We start from the raw sequence: 17,356 nt of genomic DNA, 5'->3' as shown, positions 1-17,356 counted from the left end.
GTCGAGTCGGCGCAAGCGCCCACCGGGTTTCGAGCAAAAAAGCTGAGGTGCACCGAAAGAAACCTGATGGAACCGGTCACTGCGAGGACATTCGTCGATGCGTTAATGAGCGCATTCGTCATCCACGGACCGATCCTCATGCGTCGAATCGATTCGCGCGCCGTCTGGGCGGCGCTTCTTTTTTCTCTTGCTCTCGCTGCGTGCGACGGCAGCGGCAGCGACGGCTCGTCGGCTTCGCCGAGCACGCGCAGTCAGCAATCTAGCCCGCAGAACAGCCAGCAAACTGGCTCGCCAAGCAGTCGGCACAGCAGTCAGCAAAACGGCCAGCAAATGGCGGGCGCCGACGCGAACCCGAACGCCGAAGACAAGCCACCGGGCGCGCCCGAGATGCACTGGGCGCCCGGCTCCGGCACGAGCAGCGCGCATTGATGCGCTGGCCGCATCCACGCTTTTCCCCAATTCCTCCCCCAATAACAGGATCTCCCATGTCGTCGAAAAACAGACGCGACTTTCTGCGCATCGCCGCCCAGTCGGCGGGCGCGATGGCTGCCTATGCGAGCTTTCCGCCCGCGATCCGCAAGGCGCTTGCCATGCCCGCCGCGACCCGCACCGGCACGATTCAGGACGTCGAGCACGTCGTGATCTTCATGCAGGAAAACCGCTCGTTCGACCATTACTTCGGCGGCCTGCGCGGTGTGCGCGGCTTCAACGATCCGCGTCCGCATCTGCTGCCCAGCGGCGCGCCGGTGTGGCAGCAGCCGCCCGCTTCGGTGCAGACCTCGCACTACCAATCGCGCGGCCTGAGTTCCACGGCGCCCTACGTGCTGCCGTTCTATCTCGATCCGAAGCAGACCACCGAATTCCAGCCCGGCACGAACCATGGCTGGAGCAGCGGCCACCTCGCGTGGAACAACGGCCAGTGGGACCAGTGGGTGAACCAGAAGCAGGACGTGCTGACGATGGGTTATCTGAAGCGCGAGGACGTGATGTACCACTACGCGCTCGCCGATGCGTTCACGATCTGCGACGCGTACCACTGCTCCGCGCACGCGGATACCGCGCCGAACCGCATCTACCTGTGGACCGGCACGATCGACCCTCGCAACATCTACGGCAATCCGCCGAACGGCCCGGGCATCGGCGAGCGCGACGACGTGAACGGCTACACGTGGACGACGTACGCCGAGCGTCTGGAGAACGCGAACATCAGCTGGAAGGTGTATCAGGGCGGTACTGGCATTCCGGGCGACCCGACCGACAACTACACCGATAACTCGCTGATGTTCTTCAAGAAGTTCCAGGTGAAGGAAGGCGCGAGCGGCCCGCTCGTCGACAAGGGCGCGACGGACCGCACGCTGGCTGGCTTCAAGGCCGATGTGCAGGCGAACCAGCTCCCGCAGGTGTCATGGATCGTCTCGCCATACAAGTACAGCGAGCACCCGTCCGCATCGCCCACCGATGGCGCGTTCTATATCAACATGGTCCTCGAGGCGCTGACCTCGAACCCGGACGTGTGGGCGAAGACCGCGTTCATCCTCAATTACGACGAGAACGACGGCCTGTTCGACCACGTCGTGCCGCCGGTGCCGCCGCTCGCAAGCGGGCCGAACGGCCAGGGGATGATGTCGTCGAGCCTGCTCTCGAACATCGGCGACGAGTATCTCGATCTCGGCCGGTATCCGCAGGAGATGGGTCCGCTGATCCCGGGCGCCGATCCCGGCGGCATCCAGCCGGTCGGTCTCGGACCGCGCGTGCCGCTGATCGTGATCTCGCCGTGGTCCAAGGGCGGCTGGGTGTGTTCGGAGACCTTCGATCACACCTCGGTGCTGCGTTTTCTCGAGGCGCGCTTCGGCGTGCAGGAGCCCAACATCAGCGCGTGGCGCCGTTCGGTTTGCGGCGACCTCACGTCGGCGTTCGACTTCTCCGGCAAGCCGGACACGTCGACGGTGAGCTTCGCGGTGCCCAAGCACATCCAGACGGCCGGTCAGGCGTACCAGGTGCCCGCGCAGCAGACCATGCCGGCGCAGGAGCCCGGCGCGCGTCCGGCGCGCGCGCTGCCGTATGAAGTGTTCGTGCACAGCCGGGTGAGCGGCCACGACGGCAATCTGTGGCTCGATTTCGCGAACACCGGCGCAGCGGGCGCGGCGTTCTACGTCTACGATCGCTTGAGCCCGGCCAATCCGCCGCGCCGCTATACGGTCGCAGCAAACGATCAGTTCGCCGATTACTGGAGCACTTCGATTGCGCAGGGTGCCTATCATCTCGCCGTCTACGGCCCGAACGGCTATCTGTGCGAATTCCAGGGCAACGTGCAAATCGCGGCCGATGGCCATCATGCGAGCCCGGAAGTGCGCATCGGCTACGACGTGCGCAATCGCCACATTTATCTTGAGCTGAGCAACAGCGGCACCGCCGCGTGCAGCGTGACCGTCGACAACGCGTACAGCAGCGCGCACTCGCGCCAGTACACGGTGCAAGCCGGGCAGACCATGCAGGACCACTGGGAACTGAGCTCGAGCCATGGCTGGTACGACCTGAACATCTCGGCGACGACGGTGGGCGGCGCGACGGACAAGGTCGTGCGCCGCTTCGCGGGCCACCTCGAGACGGGCCGGCCGAGCCAGAGCGATCCGGGGCCGGTGAAGCGCTGACCGGCGCAGGGTGCGGGGAATGCCGCGTGGCCGGTGCAATGCCGGCCACGCGGTTTTTCATTGAGGCGCAGATTTTGCGCGAGTGTCGGCACGATTCGTCACGATGGCCGGCCGCGCTGCGGCATCGCGCGAGCGGGCGTATGCTCAACGCTTTCTGCCCTCGCGCTACACCGGTCAACAAGGCAAAGGAAACGTCATGGAACTACGCAGAATCGGCACTTCGGCCTTGCAGGTCGCACCGCTCATGTTCGGCGGCAACGTATTCGGCTGGACCGCCGACGAAGCAACTTCGTTCTCGATTCTCGATGCGTTCACCGAAGCAGGCCTGAATTTCATCGATACCGCCGACGTCTACTCGGCCTGGGCGCCTGGCAACCAGGGCGGGGAATCGGAGACGCTCATCGGCAAATGGCTCGCGCAAAGCGGCAGGCGCGAAAAAGTGGTGATTGCAACCAAGGTGGCGAAGGACCCGCGCCGCCCCGGTCTCTCGGCTGCGAATATCGCGGCCGCCGTGGAGGATTCGCTGCGCCGCCTGCAGACCGACTATATCGATGTCTACTTCTCGCACGAGGACGATCAGAAGGTGCCGCTCGAAGAGACGCTCGGCGCGTATCAGCGCCTGATCGAGGCCGGCAAGGTGCGCGTGGTGGGCGCGTCGAATTACACGGGCGCGCGCCTCGAGGAAGCGCTTGCGCTGGCGCACAAGACCGGGCTGCCCGCGTACCAGATCGTCCAGCCCGAATACAACCTGTACGACCGCGCGGCTTACGAGGCCGATATCGAGCCGGTAGCGCTCGCGCAGAAGCTCGCGGTCGTGCCCTATTACAGTCTGGCGAGCGGTTTTCTGTCGGGCAAGTACCGTTCGCGCGAAGACCTTGCGAAGAGCACGCGCGGCTCGCGCGTCGAGCGCTATCTCGACCATCGGGGTGTGCGTATTCTCGCGGCGCTCGATTACGTGGCCGGGCGCCATGGCAGCTCGCTGGCGGCCGTGGCGCTCGCCTGGCTGATCGCGCGGCCCAGCATTACCGCGCCGATCGCGAGCGCGACGTCGCTCGAACAGCTCGACAGCCTCGTGGCGGCGGTGCGCCTGAAACTCGATCCGGCGGACATTCAGGCGCTCAACGACGCGAGCGCCTGAGCCTCGTTTGGGCCTCGTTTGAACCTGTCTGGGGTCCCCTGGCAGGCGCCAAAACGCGTATCCAGGACTCCTGAAGGTCGGTGGCGGGCCACCGGCGGTGCCCGCCACGCAAGTGCCTGAGTAGAATCAAGAAAGCCTGGTCACGCGAATCTTTTCCTGATATCATTGAGAGTGAATTGAGATCTTTGCCTGTTTTGTTGCCGTGTTCGTTACTGTTGGCGGCCGCAAACCGGCGGTCAGGTGTGTTGCATCAAGGTCGACCTGATCGCGTTCCGCTGTGAACCCCCTACTTCTCTTTTCCGGCCTCCGTGGCCGCCTTGCCTATCGTTGCGCCCCATCGTGGCGAACGACCGGAGGGCCGGTGCGTGAGTGGCATATGCCTGGTTTTTTGCCATTTGCGCCTTTGAACCGTATCAAGCGATTGAGTTAGGAAATACATGACGACGATTCTTCTGAAGGAAAACGAGCCGTTCGAAGTGGCCATCCGCCGCTTCCGCCGTGCAATCGAAAAAAACGGCCTGATCGCCGAGCTGCGTGAGCGTCAAGCTTACGAAAAGCCGACGGCCGTGCGCAAGCGCAAGAAGGCTGCTGCAGTCAAGCGCCTGCACAAGCGTCTGCGCAGCCAGATGCTGCCGAAGAAGCTCCACTAAGAGCACGCTTCAGCTTCCGCCTGACGGCGGCGCATGCTTCGCAAGAAGCTGCGCCGCCGTTTGCATTTCTGGCATCGGCTTGTGCATCGGCTCGATGGCGCCGTGCAGGCTCAGGCAGCATCCTGAAGCCGCTGCGGCGAAAGCCCGAACTGCGAGGCGATCGACAGTAGCCGGTCGTGCCACTCCCAGACGCCAAAAACATCGTGGACGTTTTGCAGGCAGCTCAGGAGATCGACGGTATTGGGATCGTAAATGTTGATATGGGCGCGCAGGAGCGCTTTCTTCAGCGCGGCGACACCCACGTCCATCCAGGCGGGCACCTCGTTCTCCGCGCGCGAAAGGTAACGCACGGGGATGCCTTCCATGGCGCTCATGTAGTCGCGCGCACGGATGAAGCTGCCGACCGGGCAGCCGCCGTAGTGGCACGAGCCGCCGCTATAACCGCCCCGATAGGCTCCGCCGCCGCTGGGCAGCAGCGCTGCGCGCCCTTGTCCATGGAGGTGCGCCACGGCGCGGTCGAAAATCTCCTGATGATTCAGGAAGTGCACGTTTTTCATTTCAGCCCCCCTGCGCGACGCACAGCGGTGAGGTCGTGCGGATGCGCTGCCACGCGCTTGGCGGCGGGTGTCTCCCCGTTGCTGGCGCCCCCGTGCTGCGTCTTCTGCCGACGCAACAACCACAGATACATCCGATATCCGTTATAACGGCGCGGGCAAAGAAAACCGTTGGGCCGCGCACCAAGGCAGGATGAAATCGCGCCGATTCGCCGTTCGCGCAACGCTTTATCAGGCGCTTTCTGCCGTGCGTGCCTTGCCCCGTGCCTTGGGCTTCGCGCCGCCAAGCACCGCGCAGGTTTTGCGGCACATGCAGTCGCGCTCGTGGTCGTTGACCATGCCCACGGCCTGCATGAACGCATAGCAGATGGTGGTGCCGACGAACTTGCAGCCGTACTTCTTGAGCGCCTTGCTGAGTGCGTCGGAGATTTCGGTGGACGTGGGCGCGTCGCGATACGAGATCAGGTCGTTCTGGATGGGGGTGTGGTCGACGAACGACCAGACGAATGCCGCCAGCGAGCCGTGTTCCGCCTGAATTTGCTGCACGGCGCGCGCATTGAGAATGGCGGCCTCGATCTTGGCGCGGTTGCGCACGATCGAGGCGTCCTGCATGAGCGCCTCTACGTGCTTCGGCGTGAAGCGCGCGACTTTCTCGACGTCGAAGTTGGCGAATGCGCGGCGATAACCTTCGCGCTTGTTGAGAATCGTCGACCACGACAGCCCCGCCTGCGCGCCTTCGAGCACGAGCATTTCATAGAGATGCCGGTCGTCGCGCGAGGGCACTCCCCACTCCTCGTCGTGGTATTGCACATACTGTGGCGACGCGCCAGCCGATACCCAGTTGCAGCGGTGTGTCACGGTGAATTCTCCTTGCGAGTAGCCCAGCAAGGATAGCGGATCGGCCGTGCGCCGCCATCTGGCCGTCCGGCCAATTGTGCGAAAGACGCCGAGCCGTTAGTCTCACGGCTCGATCCTCTTCAACTCACCGGTGCGCACGGCGCGGCAAACATCATGCAGAAATATTCCTGGTTGATCGGCGTGGATGGCGGCGGTACCGGCACGCGCGTCGCGCTGGGCGACCTCCATGGCGCGGAGCTCGCGCGTGCATCCGCCGGACCTTCCGGGCTCGGGCTCGGCATCGCACGCGCCTGGCAATCGATCGAAGAAGGCGCGTGCGCCGCTTTTACGCAAGCCGGGTTGACGTTCGACTGGTCGCGCTGCGTGCTCGGCTGCGGTCTGGCGGGTGTGAACAACCCCGACTGGCTGGCTGCATTTCGCGCGGCGGCGCCGCCCGTTGCGGGACTCGCGGTCGAGAGCGACGTCTATACGTCACTGCTCGGCGCGCATGGTGGCGAGCCGGGTGTGGTCGTGGCGCTCGGCACGGGCAGCATTGCCGCCGCGCTCGATGTACATGGCGTGTGCCGCATCGCTGGCGGTTTCGGCTTTCCGTCTGGCGACGAAGCGAGCGGCGCGTGGTTCGGCCTGCGCGCGATCGTGTGGGCGCAACAGTCGCTCGATGGCCGCGTCGCGCCCGATGCCTTCTCGCGTGCGTTGCTCGCCCATATTGGTGCAGCCGATCGCGAGAGTCTGATCGTCTGGCAATGCGCGGCCAATCAGACCGCTTATGCGAGCCTCGCGCCCGTGGTGCTCGCGTACCGCGATCACCCATTCGCGGCGAAGCTGCTGAGCGAAGCCGGCGAGGCCGTCGCGTGCCTGATTTCGGCGCTCGATCCCGAAGCCGCGTTGCCTGCGGCGCTGGCCGGCGGCCTCGCCCAGCCGCTGCGCGATTGGGTTCCGCAAGGGTTGCGCGAGCGCTTGCGCGCCCCCCTCGCCGATTCCGCCACAGGGGCCTTGATGCTTGCCCGGCGCGAGGGAGCGCGGCTCGGCGGTGGGTAGACGAGCGCAGTGGAGCCCGAAGCGCCCGCACGGACGCTCACCGCTGCGGCGCTCGGCGCCAGGTGCTAGCATTCAGGGTTTCCCCCCAGCCACCGAATCGCCATGTACAAGGTCATTGCAACCGATCTCGACGGAACGCTGCTCAACGCCGACCATCAACTGGATCCGTTCACGGTTGCCACGTTCAACAAGCTCAACGGGCAAGGCTTGCAGTTCATCATCGCGACCGGCCGCCATTATTGCGACGTGGCGAGCATTCGCGGCCTGCTCGGGGTTCCCGCGTATCTGATCACCTCGAACGGCGCGCGCGTGCATGGTCCGGACGACGCGCTGATCCACGCGAGCGACCTGCCCGAGCCGGTGGTTCACCGACTTGTCGCGCCGGACACGGTGGGTGCGCATGGCCGCTTAATCGTGAGTCTTTTCACGGACCGAGAGTGGTTCATCGACCGCGATGCGCCAGAACTGCTCGCTTACCATCAGGATTCGGGCTTCACCTACCGCGTGACCGAGAATCTGGGTGCGATCGGCGGTGCGGGCGTTGCCAAGGCGCTCTATATCGGCGACCCGGCCGACCTTGCTGAGGTTCAGCGCAGTCTCGAGCGCGAGTTTGGCGACGCGCTCTATATCACCTACTCCTTGCCCGATTGTCTCGAAGTGATGGTTGCCGGCGTGTCCAAGGGGCGCGCGCTGCGCGTCGTGCTCGACCGTCTGAATGTCGATGTCGCGCGGTGCGTAGCGTTCGGCGACAACATGAACGATATCGACCTGCTCGAAACGGCGGGCCATCCGTTCATGATGAACAACGCCAATCCCGACCTGATCGCGCGCCTGCCCCAGGTGCCGCGCATCGGCAATAACTTCGAAGCGGGCGTTGCCCATCACCTGCGCAAGCTCTTCGCGCTGGACGACGAGCTGGCGCGCTAGCTCACGCTAATCTGGCCGCCTGCGCTTATTGCGTGGGGGCAAGCGCCGCGCACGGGCATTCGTCCGAGCGGCCATCGAGCCCTTCGCGATCGTGGCTGAAGCGTGCGCGCGGCGCGTCTGCACTCCAGTCAATGCGTATCACATAGATGCTATCGAAATCCGTGCTCTTCCATTTGGGCACGTCGGACGCTTGCCCGCCGTGCTCGGCCACGATCTTGCGCACGAGCGTCTCGATTTCTCGATGTTCCCATCCGACCAGCAACGTGCGGCCGCGCCACGCCGGATCGAGCAGCGCTTTCTCTAGCGCATCGCTCTGGGCATAGCCAAACGGCGTCTGAATCGGCAGGCCGAACTGGATGGCCGTGGGCTCGACGGTCGCGAGCGGGCGCACATAGTAATAGTGTTGCCCGTGGTCGTCTTTCTGCTGGCCCGGGTCGGGCGCGTAGATCGCATCGGGCTTGCCGTACTTTGCGGCAATCACGGCGGGCAGCGCGAGCGCCCGGTTCAAGCCCTTGCAGTTGAGCTGGCCGAGCCCTTCGTCGGGCTTTTCGCCGTGACGCACGAACACCAGTGTTTCGATATCCTGCGCGTTTTCAGCGCACGCCGTGCCCGCACTCGCGAGCAAGCCGCTCGCGAGTGCGAACAGCGTTGCCAGCATCGCCGCTTTGCGCCTGATGCGACGAGGCGCGAATGCGGCGCGTACTCTCGATACGGCGAGGCGGTCCGGCGAATGTCCTGAACGCTTCATGCGGTGCGCCTCGAATTCGGGGTGATGGAATCGCCCGATTCTAGCAGCGCCGCTTGCCCCGCCTTGCGTGGCCATGACGGAGCGCAAACGCAACGCCCACGCAAAAGCGGGCGCCGAAGCGCCCGTGTGGCCAGACCGCGCGAGGCCTGTTATGCGTGCGCGCGAGCCGGCGCTTCAGCGACGGCTTCGCGGCGGCCCGCAATCATCGGATAGACGAGGCCGGCGATCGCCGCACCGATGATCGGCGCGACCCAGAACAGCCAGAGTTGCGAGATCGCCTCGCCACCCACGAAGAGCGCCGGGCCGGTCGAGCGCGCCGGGTTCACGGACGTATTGGTGACCGGGATCGAGATCAGGTGGATGAGCGTGAGGCACAGGCCGATGGCGATCGGCGCGAAGCCTGCGGGCGCGCGCTTGTCGGTCGAGCCGAGGATTACGAACAGGAAAAACGCCGTCATCACGACTTCGCAGACGAACGCCGCGACCAGCGTGTAGTGGCCCGGTGAATGATCGCCGTAGCCGTTGGTGGCGAAGCCGCTCGCGACGAGATCGAAACCCGGCTTGCCGGTGGCGATGCATGCGAGCGCGGCCGCGCCGAGCGTGGCGCCGATCACCTGCGCTACCACGTACGGCACGAGATCGCGTGCCGGAAAGCGGCCGGCGACCATGAGCCCGACGCTCACCGCGGGATTCAGATGGCAGCCCGAAATATGGCCGATGGCGAAGGCCATGGTGAGCACCGTCAGGCCGAACGCGAGCGCGACGCCCACGAAGCCGATGCCGAGCCCCTGCACCGGGCCGTCGAAATGAGCGGCAAGCACGGCGCTGCCGCAGCCGCCGAGCACGAGCCAGAAGGTGCCGAAGAACTCGGCAAGAAGTCGTTTGGATAAGTGCATTTCGCGATGCCTCGAAAAGGTCTTTGACGGGCGCCGAATAAAAAATGACGGCACCAGGAGAGGCCCGATTCTAGGGATTCGTGAAAAGCGCGGGTGTCAACGATTGTCAATTCCGAAGTAATTGCTCTTATTATTGCGGTAGATGCCTATCGAATGCCGCTTCCAGAGGGCAATCGTTAAATGCCACAATATCCCGATAAAACAGTATTAGCATCGATTGCTAATTCTGTTATTTGCGTCTAATCTCGTTTCGAGTCAGCTAGATTGACAATGAAGGGGAGAGACAAATGTCACAATATTCAGAACTCAAGGCGCAGATCGCCAAACTCCAGGCGCAGGCCGAAGATGCACGGCGCACCGAAATCGCGGACGTCATCGCAATGATCCGCGAGAAAATTGTCGAGTATGGTCTGTCTGCCCAGGACCTTGGCTTTGCGGCAGCGGCAAGGCGCGGACGCCCGCCCAAGAAGGCTCCGCTGCCCCCGCGCTATCAGGATCCCAAGACCGGCGCAACCTGGAGCGGGCGCGGAAAGCCGCCCAAATGGATCGCGGGCAAGAATCGCGAACGTTATTTGATCGCCTGACTGGACGTCATGCAAATGTCAGCTTGAGCAATGCCGCACGGCTACGCGTGCCACAAGAGACTGGCCACGCGCATTTGCGTATCCAGATAAAAAGAGCCGCATGTAACATGCGGCTCTTTTTTAGCGGCCAATAGTCGTGCTATTGCATTGTACGCAAACGATTCGCGCAGCCTTTTTTTGACTTTTTATCTTAATGTAAGGCGCTTGGCGCATTCATCCTGCGGCTGCAACACGGCGAAGCACCGGGCGACGCGTGGCTTCGATCAGCGCCGAATAGCTTTCGACATAATTACTGGCCATGGTGTGCGAGGTGAAGCGCTGCTCGAACTGTGCGCGAATGGCTTCGCGTGAAAGAGAATCAATATTCTGCAGCGCCCCCACGGCGCCCTGCACGTCTTCGCAGATAAAGCCGGTCACACCAGGATCGATCACTTCGGGCACAGAGCCGCGGTTGAACGCAACCACGGGCGTGCCGCATGCCATCGCCTCGATCATCACGAGGCCGAACGGCTCGGACCAGTCGATCGGGAACAGCAGTGCCTTCGCGCCGGAGAGGAACTCGGGTTTCTGCGCTTCGTTGATTTCGCCCACGAACTCCACGTGTGCCTGCGACAGCAACGGCTCGATCTCGGTCTTGAAGTAGTCCTGGTCGACTTTGTCCACCTTCGCGGCGATCTTCAGCGGCAGGCCCGAGAGCGCGGCGATCCTGATCGCGGTGTCCACGCGCTTTTCCGGGCAGATGCGGCCGAGGAATGCGAGGTACTCGGGCTTGCGGCTCGTTTGCGGCGTGAGCAGATTCTTCGGCAGGCCGTGATAGATCGTGTTCAGCCAGTTGGCCTGGGAGAGCGGCTGGCGCTGCGAATCCGAAATCGAAATGACAGGCGCCTCGGAGAACGAGTCGAACACCGGCTGCAGTTCGGGCAGGTCGAGACGGCCATGCAGTGTCGTCACGAACGGCGTATCGAGCGTCGAGAACAGCGGGAACGGCAGATAGTCGAGGTGAAAGTGCAGCACGTCGAACTCGTGCGCCATGCGGCGCACGCGCTCGAGCAGGACGATGTGCGGGGCGAGCGCGTCGCGGATCGTCGGGTCCAGACGCAGCGCGCGCGGCCATGCCGCTTCGAGTTTTGCCGTGGTGACCGAATCGCCGCTGGCGAACAGCGTCACGTCATGGCCGAGGTCGACCAGCGCTTCGGTCAGATAGGACACGACGCGCTCGGTGCCGCCATAAAGCTTGGGCGGAACGGCTTCGTAAAGTGGCGCGATTTGTGCGATTCGCATTGGCTAGATCTCCTTGGCAAATGCCGCGTGACGTGCGACTGACAGGGCAAGGTGCGCGGTCAGGTGTTTCGGTGTCGGGTTATCCCTGAGGTCGATTATGGACATTCGAATCGGCAATACGAGTTGTTTTGCAATCACTTAATGTTGTTACAGCGGGAAACACCGCCTGTAAGCACCCATTGCAAGCGTGACGCGCGAGAGCGCGGCATGCCGCAATTCGCGTGCCTGGCCGATCAATGTGGTCAGACCCCGTAAGGAGATTTATTACGCATCGGTGAAAAGGCTTTTATAATCGATAGAAGTTTGGCGAAAATATCTGAAAAGCATCATTCGAATCGCCTTCCGGCTTGTCCCCTTTTCCTTTGTCAGAAAAATTCCTACATAAAAAGGAAAGTTTTTCTTGCATCGCGTCGCGGCATTCGTCCGATTTCCATTTGTCAGCACCCTCGCCACAATGCGTGGACGACCACTCAACGGGCCGTTCGGCTTGTCGTGCGCCTGATGCCGAACGAGCAAACGTTTCCGTTACAGGCCTGACCAGCCGCTACGTTTCGAATTCGGGGGATTCCATGAGCGCGACGACGCCAAGCGACATGCTCAGCGAGATCAATGAAGTGAATCTGTCGTACCTGTTGCTCGCGCAACGGCTGCTGGGCGAGGACCGGGCCGCGGGCATGTTTCGCATGGGCATTTCGGAGCCGCTGGCCGACGTGCTGACCCGGCTCACGGCTGCGCAGACCGTGCGGCTCGCCGCCTCCAGCCAGCTCCTGTGCCGTTTCCGCTTCGACGAGCACGTCATCCTGAGCGCACTGGCCGAAAAGGGCAAAGCCGCGCAGATCCATTCGGCCATGCTCATGGCCGCTCAAAGCGCCGATCAGGCCGACTGAACCGGCGGCTCGCGCCCTTCCGGCTGTGCCGTTGCGCGCGGCATTCCAAACCGACCCTCAAACTCCGGCCTTCAAATCCGACCTTCAAACGTTTGCACGCGCGGAAAACGCGCGTCTGCCCGTTCTCAAAGTTTTTCGCGCCGGTGCCGTAAACCCAATCAAGGGCGCGGGCCGATGGCGGTTCGCGGCGCAATTTTCCAGTGAGGACCCGGCAGTGCTGATTATCGTGGGAACACTCGTGACGATCGTCTGCGTCTTCGGCGGCTACGCGCTGGAGGGCGGTCATCTGGCGGCGCTCATGCAGCCGATGGAGCTGTTGATGATTGGCGGCGCGGGTATCGGCGCGTTCATCCTTGGCAACGGCATGAAGACGATCAAGGCGACGCTGCGCGTCCTGCCTACGCTCTTCAAAGGCGCCAAGTACAACAAGGATGTGTACATGGAGCTGCTCGCGCTGCTCTACGTCCTGCTCGCGAAGGCGCGCAAGGAGGGCACGCTCACGCTCGAAGCCGATATCGACGATCCGCAGAAAAGCCCGATCTTCACGCAGTACCCGAAGATCCTGGCCGACCATCACATCGTCGAATTTCTCACCGACTACCTGCGGCTCATGGTCGGCGGCAACATGAATGCGTTCGAAATCGAAAGCCTCATGGACGAGGAGATCGAGACGCATCACGCCGAGGGCGAAGGGCCCGCGCACGCGCTCTCGAAGGTGGGCGACGCGATGCCGGCGTTCGGCATCGTCGCGGCGGTGATGGGCGTGGTGCACACCATGGCTTCCGCCGACAAGCCGCCTGCGGTGCTCGGCGAAATGATCGCCCAGGCGCTGGTGGGCACCTTCCTCGGCATTCTGCTTTCGTATGGCCTCATCGGCCCGCTCGCGAGCCTCGCCGAGCAGCGCGTGGCCGAGTCCACCAAGATGTTCCAGTGCATCAAGGTCACGATCCTCGCGAGCCTGAACGGCTACGCGCCGGCGATTGCCGTCGAGTTCGGCCGCAAGGTGCTGTACTCGACCGAGCGTCCGTCGTTCACGGAGCTCGAAGAGCACGTGCGCCGCGTGAAGGCGAAATAAATTCGACATGCGAATTGAAACGAGGGCGGCGGCAATCATGAAGCAACAGGTTCAGGCGATGAAGACGGGAGGCGGCCGATGAGCGCCAACAAGGATCGCGCCATCGTGGTGAAGCGCGTCGCGCCGAAAAAGGGCGGCCATCACGGCGGCGCATGGAAGCTCGCCTATGCGGACTTCATGACCGCGATGATGGCGTTCTTCCTGCTGATGTGGCTGCTTTCGTCGGCCTCGACGGTGCAGTTGCGCGGCATTGCCGACTACTTCAATCAGCCGCTCAAGGTCACCCTGTGGGGCGGCGATCGCAGCGCCGAGGATTCGAGCATCGTGAAGGGCGGCGGGCGCGATATCTCCTCGCAGGAGCAGGGCGTCACGCGCCGCAGCGATGGCGTCAGGGCGCACGCGGACCGCGCCGTCGCGCACGCCGACGACCAGGCGCAGAACAAGCTGCAAGGCTCGCTCGAGCGCCAGGAGCAGGTGCGCCTGCACGACCTGCAAGTCAAGCTGATGGCCGCCATCGAAGCGAACCCGGTGTTGCGCCAGTTCCGGCAGCAGATCCGCATCGACTCCACGCTGCAGGGCCTGCGCATCGAGATCGTCGATTCGCAGAAGCGGCCGATGTTCGCGACCGCGCACGATGTGGTCGAGCCGTATATGCGCGACATCCTGCAGGCGATCGGCAAGACGCTGAACGACGTGCCCAACCGCATCGTCGTGCAGGGCCACACCGACGCCGTGCCCTATGCGGGCGGCGAGCGCGGCTACAGCAACTGGGAGCTTTCGGCGGACCGCGCGAACGCGTCGCGCCGCGAGCTGATCGCGGGCGGCATGGACGAGTCGAAGGTGCTGCGCGTGCTGGGCCTCGCTTCCACGCAGAACCTGAACAAGGCCGATCCGCTCGATCCGGAGAACCGCCGCATCAGCATCATCGTGCTCAACCGGAAGTCGGAAGACGCGCTGACGCGCGACGACACCACGACCACCACGCTTTCCGACGACGCAGCGGGCTCGGGCAAGACGCTGTTGCCCGGACTCGTGCCGGGTTCGGGCGGCCCGGCGAATATGCCGGCCGCGCGGGTGCCGGCGCAGACGCCATTGCCCGGCACCGCGCCGGCCGGCGTGAAGCTCGCGCCGGTGACGCAGGCCGTGGCGCCGCCGTCGCCGGCCGAAGCACGGGAATAACGGCGGGGAATAACGAACGGCGCCAGCGCATGAGCAGCGCAGTGACCAGCAAAGCAGCGCGCGAACGAGGAAGGGATGATCAGAAATATTCTGGCAATCGACGATTCGGCGTCCATGCGGGAGATCCTGTGTGCGGCGTTCGGCTCGGCAGGTTACGAGGTGACGGTGGCCAACGACGGCGAAGACGGGCTCGAGCACGCGCTCGCGCAGCGTTTCGATCTGGTGCTCACCGATCTGTACATGCCGCGCATGGGCGGGCTCGACCTGATCAAGCGGCTGCGCGCGAACCCGTCGTATCAAGAAACGCCAATCCTGGTGCTGACCACGGAGTCGGACGAAGGCTTCAAGGCGGCGGTGCGCGACGCGGGCGCGACGGGCTGGATCGAAAAGCCGGTGGACCCCGAGCTGCTCGTCGACCTGGCGAGCGCGCTCGGCGAAGTTGACCAATGAGTGGACCAATGAGTGGACCAACGAGCGGGCCAATGAGCAACCCCATGAGCGGATACATGAAGTACGCACGCCAGCGCCACGCTCCGGCCACACACATCGCGGTGAAAGAGCAATGACTCTCGACATCACACAGTTCTATCAAACGTTCTTCGACGAGGCGGACGAGCTGCTCGCGCAGATGGAGCAGCTTCTCCTGAACCTGAACGTCGGCCAGCCCGATCCCGAGGATCTCGCGGCGATCTTTCGCGCGGCGCACTCGATCAAGGGCGGCGCGGCGACGTTCGGCTTCACGGCGCTCACCGAGACGACCCACATTCTGGAGTCGCTGCTCGATCGCGCGCGCAACCGCGAACTCGTGCTGCGCAAGGACATGATCGACACGTTCCTCGAAACGAAGGACGTGCTCTCCGATCAGCTCGCGGCCTACCGCGCGAGCACCGAGCCCGATGCGTCGGCGGCTGCTGCCGTGCGTGCGAAGCTCGAGCAGTTGTATGCGGAAAGCCGTGGCCTGGCCGCGCCGGCTGCTGCTGCGGCTGTGCCTGCGCCGGCTGCCGCGGTTGCTTCGGCCGCGCCCGCGGCCGCCGGCGATTCCGAAGAGGATCTCGACGCCGCGTTCGAAGCGAACCTGCCCGCGGCGATGGGCGGCGCGCCCGAGCATGTCGTGGATGAAGCGATAGCCGCCGCGCCGGCGGGAGCCGATGGTCCGCACCTGCGCATCACGCTGCGCCGCGTGGACGCGAAGGACCAGGCGCTGCTCGCCGAAGAGCTCGGCAATCTGGGCCGGATTCTCGGCCAGGTGAAGACCGGCGACGACCTCACGCTGTGGCTCGAAACCGATGTGCCCGCCGACGACATCGTCGCCGTGTGCTGCTTCGTGATCGACGAAAGCCAGATCGTGATCGGGCGCGGCACGCCCGTGGCCGCGCCCGCCGTGCAGTCGAGCGCGGTTGCCGCGCCCGCGGCGGTGCTCGAGCCAGAGCCGCAAGCGACGGCGGCACCGGCGCCGCTGCAAGTGCAAGCCGAAGCGCCCGCGCCCGCTGCAGCAACGCCGGCTGCGGCTCCTGCCGCGTCTGCTGCAGCCGCCGCACCTGCCGACAACGACCGCAAGCCGCGCGCGGCAGCCGCCGCATCGGCGGTATCGACCGAGGGCAGCTCGATTCGCGTAGGCGTGGAGAAGGTCGATCAGCTCATCAATCTGGTGGGCGAGCTCGTCATCACCCAGGCGATGCTCGCGGAAACCACCAGCAGCTTCGACCCGGCGCTGCACGACCGCCTCTTCAACGGCATGGCGCAACTCGAGCGCAATGCGCGCGACTTGCAGGAAGCGGTGATGTCGATCCGCATGATGCCGATGGACTACGTGTTCAGCCGCTTCCCGCGTCTCGTGCGCGACCTCGCCGCGAAGCTCGGCAAGCAAGTGGAGCTGGTCACGTTCGGCCAGGCGACCGAGCTCGACAAGAGCCTCATCGAACGCATCATCGACCCGCTCACGCACCTCGTGCGCAACTCGCTCGACCACGGCATCGAAACCGTGGAGGCGCGCCGCGCCGCGGGCAAGGACGGCACCGGCCAGCTCGTGCTCTCCGCCGCGCATCACGGCGGCAACATCGTGATCGAGGTGAGCGACGACGGCGCGGGCCTGCGCCGCGACAAGATTCTCGCGAAGGCGATCAAGCAGGGCATGCAGGTGAGCGAAACGATGACCGACGAAGAGGTCTGGAATCTCATCTTCATGCCGGGCTTCTCGACCGCCGACCAGGTCACGGACGTGTCGGGCCGCGGGGTGGGCATGGACGTGGTGAAGCGCAACATCCAGTCGATGGGCGGCCACGTGGAGATCACCTCGCACGCTGGCAAGGGCACCACGACGCGCATCGTGCTGCCGCTCACGCTGGCGATTCTCGACGGCATGTCGGTGAAGGTCGGCAGCGAGATCTTCATTTTGCCGCTGAACTTCGTGATGGAGTCGCTGCAGCCGCGCCACGAGGATATCTACACCGTCACCAACGGCGACCGCGTGGTGCGCGTGCGCGGCGAATATCTGCCGCTCGTGGCGCTGCACGACGTGTTCAACGTGGAAGGCGCGCGCACGGATCCCACCCAGGGCATCGTCACCATCATGGAGACCGAGGGCCGGCGCTTCGCGATGCTCATCGACGAGCTGGTGGGCCAGCAGCAGGTCGTGGTCAAAAACCTCGAAACGAACTATCGCAAGGTGCATGGCATCTCGGCGGCGACCATCCTCGGCGACGGCAGCGTCGCGCTGATCGTCGACGTGGCCGCGCTCAACCGCGAAACGCGTGCTTCGCACGGCGTGAGCGTGGGCGCGCATGCGGCCGCGAATGTGGCCAGAAATACGGCTAGAAATGCAGGGGCGTTTGCTGAATTCGCCTAAACGCACCGCAGTCCGGATCAACCAATCATTTCCCAACCGTTCAGG

General features: G+C 64.2%; 17 protein-coding genes. 12 read left to right on the top strand and 5 right to left on the bottom strand.

What is annotated here, in order from left to right; all coding sequences use genetic code 11:
* Positions 1 to 66: 66 nt before the first annotated feature.
* The 4 genes from P5W99_RS14675 (at position 67) to rpsU (ending at position 4,439) form a co-directional block, all read left to right on the top strand.
* Complete coding sequence (locus P5W99_RS14675; RefSeq protein WP_421025051.1) at positions 67 to 429, top strand: hypothetical protein; 363 nt, start codon at positions 67 to 69, stop codon at positions 427 to 429.
* Positions 430 to 485: 56 nt separating this feature from the next.
* A complete protein-coding gene (locus P5W99_RS14670; RefSeq protein WP_421073829.1) occupies positions 486 to 2,651 on the top strand; it encodes a phosphocholine-specific phospholipase C in 2,166 nt (721 codons plus the stop codon).
* A gap of 196 nt (positions 2,652 to 2,847) precedes the next feature.
* Positions 2,848 to 3,789 (top strand): aldo/keto reductase, encoded by a 942-nt coding sequence (locus P5W99_RS14665; RefSeq protein WP_421025049.1) that lies wholly within the window; start codon positions 2,848 to 2,850, stop codon positions 3,787 to 3,789.
* Between the two features lie 437 nt (positions 3,790 to 4,226).
* Positions 4,227 to 4,439 (top strand): 30S ribosomal protein S21, encoded by a 213-nt coding sequence (gene rpsU / locus P5W99_RS14660; protein WP_004198205.1) that lies wholly within the window; start codon positions 4,227 to 4,229, stop codon positions 4,437 to 4,439.
* Positions 4,440 to 4,549: 110 nt separating this feature from the next.
* Here the strand turns inward: rpsU and P5W99_RS14655 are convergent, their stop codons facing one another.
* Complete coding sequence (locus P5W99_RS14655) at positions 4,550 to 4,996, bottom strand: hypothetical protein (RefSeq protein ID WP_421025048.1); 447 nt, start codon at positions 4,994 to 4,996, stop codon at positions 4,550 to 4,552.
* Positions 4,997 to 5,224: 228 nt separating this feature from the next.
* Positions 5,225 to 5,851, bottom strand: coding sequence for a DNA-3-methyladenine glycosylase I (locus P5W99_RS14650; protein WP_421025047.1), 627 nt, complete (start codon positions 5,849 to 5,851; stop codon positions 5,225 to 5,227).
* A 153-nt stretch (positions 5,852 to 6,004) separates the two neighbouring features.
* Between P5W99_RS14650 and P5W99_RS14645 the strand changes: the two genes are divergently transcribed.
* Positions 6,005 to 6,889, top strand: coding sequence for a BadF/BadG/BcrA/BcrD ATPase family protein (locus P5W99_RS14645; protein WP_434661256.1), 885 nt, complete (start codon positions 6,005 to 6,007; stop codon positions 6,887 to 6,889).
* Positions 6,890 to 6,991: 102 nt separating this feature from the next.
* A complete protein-coding gene (locus tag P5W99_RS14640) occupies positions 6,992 to 7,816 on the top strand; it encodes a Cof-type HAD-IIB family hydrolase (RefSeq protein ID WP_434661254.1) in 825 nt (274 codons plus the stop codon).
* Positions 7,817 to 7,841: 25 nt separating this feature from the next.
* Here P5W99_RS14640 and P5W99_RS14635 read toward each other — a convergent pair whose 3' ends face one another.
* Both P5W99_RS14635 and aqpZ read right to left on the bottom strand, forming a co-directional pair.
* Positions 7,842 to 8,474: a histidine phosphatase family protein gene (locus tag P5W99_RS14635; RefSeq protein WP_434661253.1), complete on the bottom strand. Its 633-nt coding sequence runs from the start codon at positions 8,472 to 8,474 to the stop codon at positions 7,842 to 7,844.
* Between the two features lie 239 nt (positions 8,475 to 8,713).
* Positions 8,714 to 9,460 carry an aquaporin Z gene (gene aqpZ / locus P5W99_RS14630; protein ID WP_421044794.1) on the bottom strand — a complete coding sequence of 249 codons (747 nt, stop codon included), beginning with the start codon at positions 9,458 to 9,460 and terminating at the stop codon, positions 8,714 to 8,716.
* A 287-nt stretch (positions 9,461 to 9,747) separates the two neighbouring features.
* Here aqpZ and P5W99_RS14625 point away from each other — a divergent pair, with 287 nt between their 5' ends.
* Positions 9,748 to 10,044 carry an H-NS histone family protein gene (locus P5W99_RS14625; protein WP_421025042.1) on the top strand — a complete coding sequence of 99 codons (297 nt, stop codon included), beginning with the start codon at positions 9,748 to 9,750 and terminating at the stop codon, positions 10,042 to 10,044.
* Between the two features lie 213 nt (positions 10,045 to 10,257).
* Here P5W99_RS14625 and P5W99_RS14620 read toward each other — a convergent pair whose 3' ends face one another.
* Positions 10,258 to 11,325, bottom strand: a complete 1,068-nt coding sequence (locus P5W99_RS14620) for a glycosyltransferase family 4 protein (protein WP_421025041.1) — start codon at positions 11,323 to 11,325, stop codon at positions 10,258 to 10,260.
* A gap of 569 nt (positions 11,326 to 11,894) precedes the next feature.
* On the opposite strand from P5W99_RS14620, the gene flhD reads away from it, so the two are divergent.
* The 5 genes from flhD (at position 11,895) to cheA (ending at position 17,311) form a co-directional block, all read left to right on the top strand.
* Positions 11,895 to 12,212, top strand: a complete 318-nt coding sequence (gene flhD / locus P5W99_RS14615) for a flagellar transcriptional regulator FlhD (protein ID WP_421025040.1) — start codon at positions 11,895 to 11,897, stop codon at positions 12,210 to 12,212.
* A gap of 214 nt (positions 12,213 to 12,426) precedes the next feature.
* Positions 12,427 to 13,287 (top strand): flagellar motor stator protein MotA, encoded by an 861-nt coding sequence (gene motA, locus P5W99_RS14610; RefSeq protein WP_421025039.1) that lies wholly within the window; start codon positions 12,427 to 12,429, stop codon positions 13,285 to 13,287.
* A gap of 78 nt (positions 13,288 to 13,365) precedes the next feature.
* The gene (motB, locus tag P5W99_RS14605; RefSeq protein WP_421025038.1) at positions 13,366 to 14,466 is read left to right on the top strand and encodes a flagellar motor protein MotB; all 1,101 of its coding nucleotides are present in this window, start codon (positions 13,366 to 13,368) and stop codon (positions 14,464 to 14,466) included.
* Positions 14,467 to 14,541: 75 nt separating this feature from the next.
* Positions 14,542 to 14,916, top strand: a complete 375-nt coding sequence (locus P5W99_RS14600) for a response regulator (RefSeq protein ID WP_421025037.1) — start codon at positions 14,542 to 14,544, stop codon at positions 14,914 to 14,916.
* A 112-nt stretch (positions 14,917 to 15,028) separates the two neighbouring features.
* On the top strand, positions 15,029 to 17,311 hold the full coding sequence (gene cheA, locus P5W99_RS14595; protein ID WP_434661251.1) for a chemotaxis protein CheA: 2,283 nt from the start codon (positions 15,029 to 15,031) through the stop codon (positions 17,309 to 17,311).
* Positions 17,312 to 17,356: the final 45 nt, after the last annotated feature.

It is taken from the genome of Paraburkholderia sp. A3BS-1L (assembly GCF_051125215.1).
In the GTDB taxonomy this organism is placed as follows: Bacteria; Pseudomonadota; Gammaproteobacteria; order Burkholderiales; family Burkholderiaceae; genus Paraburkholderia.
The sequence above is the reverse complement of the archived record's forward strand: the minus strand, read 5'-3'. Positions and strand labels throughout refer to the sequence as shown.

Bases quoted from the DNA above. Each gene is read 5' to 3' on its own strand.
- P5W99_RS14675 (WP_421025051.1), top strand. From the start codon at position 67: ATGGAACCGGTCACTGCGAGGACATTCGTCGATGCGTTAATGAGCGCA.
- P5W99_RS14670 (WP_421073829.1), top strand. From the start codon at position 486: ATGTCGTCGAAAAACAGACGCGACTTTCTGCGCATCGCCGCCCAGTCG.
- P5W99_RS14665 (WP_421025049.1), top strand. From the start codon at position 2,848: ATGGAACTACGCAGAATCGGCACTTCGGCCTTGCAGGTCGCACCGCTC.
- rpsU (WP_004198205.1), top strand. From the start codon at position 4,227: ATGACGACGATTCTTCTGAAGGAAAACGAGCCGTTCGAAGTGGCCATC.
- P5W99_RS14655 (WP_421025048.1), bottom strand. From the start codon at position 4,996: ATGAAAAACGTGCACTTCCTGAATCATCAGGAGATTTTCGACCGCGCC.
- P5W99_RS14645 (WP_434661256.1), top strand. From the start codon at position 6,005: ATGCAGAAATATTCCTGGTTGATCGGCGTGGATGGCGGCGGTACCGGC.
- P5W99_RS14640 (WP_434661254.1), top strand. From the start codon at position 6,992: ATGTACAAGGTCATTGCAACCGATCTCGACGGAACGCTGCTCAACGCC.
- P5W99_RS14635 (WP_434661253.1), bottom strand. From the start codon at position 8,474: ATGCTGGCAACGCTGTTCGCACTCGCGAGCGGCTTGCTCGCGAGTGCG.
- aqpZ (WP_421044794.1), bottom strand. From the start codon at position 9,460: ATGCACTTATCCAAACGACTTCTTGCCGAGTTCTTCGGCACCTTCTGG.
- P5W99_RS14625 (WP_421025042.1), top strand. From the start codon at position 9,748: ATGTCACAATATTCAGAACTCAAGGCGCAGATCGCCAAACTCCAGGCG.
- P5W99_RS14620 (WP_421025041.1), bottom strand. From the start codon at position 11,325: ATGCGAATCGCACAAATCGCGCCACTTTACGAAGCCGTTCCGCCCAAG.
- flhD (WP_421025040.1), top strand. From the start codon at position 11,895: ATGAGCGCGACGACGCCAAGCGACATGCTCAGCGAGATCAATGAAGTG.
- motB (WP_421025038.1), top strand. From the start codon at position 13,366: ATGAGCGCCAACAAGGATCGCGCCATCGTGGTGAAGCGCGTCGCGCCG.
- P5W99_RS14600 (WP_421025037.1), top strand. From the start codon at position 14,542: ATGATCAGAAATATTCTGGCAATCGACGATTCGGCGTCCATGCGGGAG.
- cheA (WP_434661251.1), top strand. From the start codon at position 15,029: ATGACTCTCGACATCACACAGTTCTATCAAACGTTCTTCGACGAGGCG.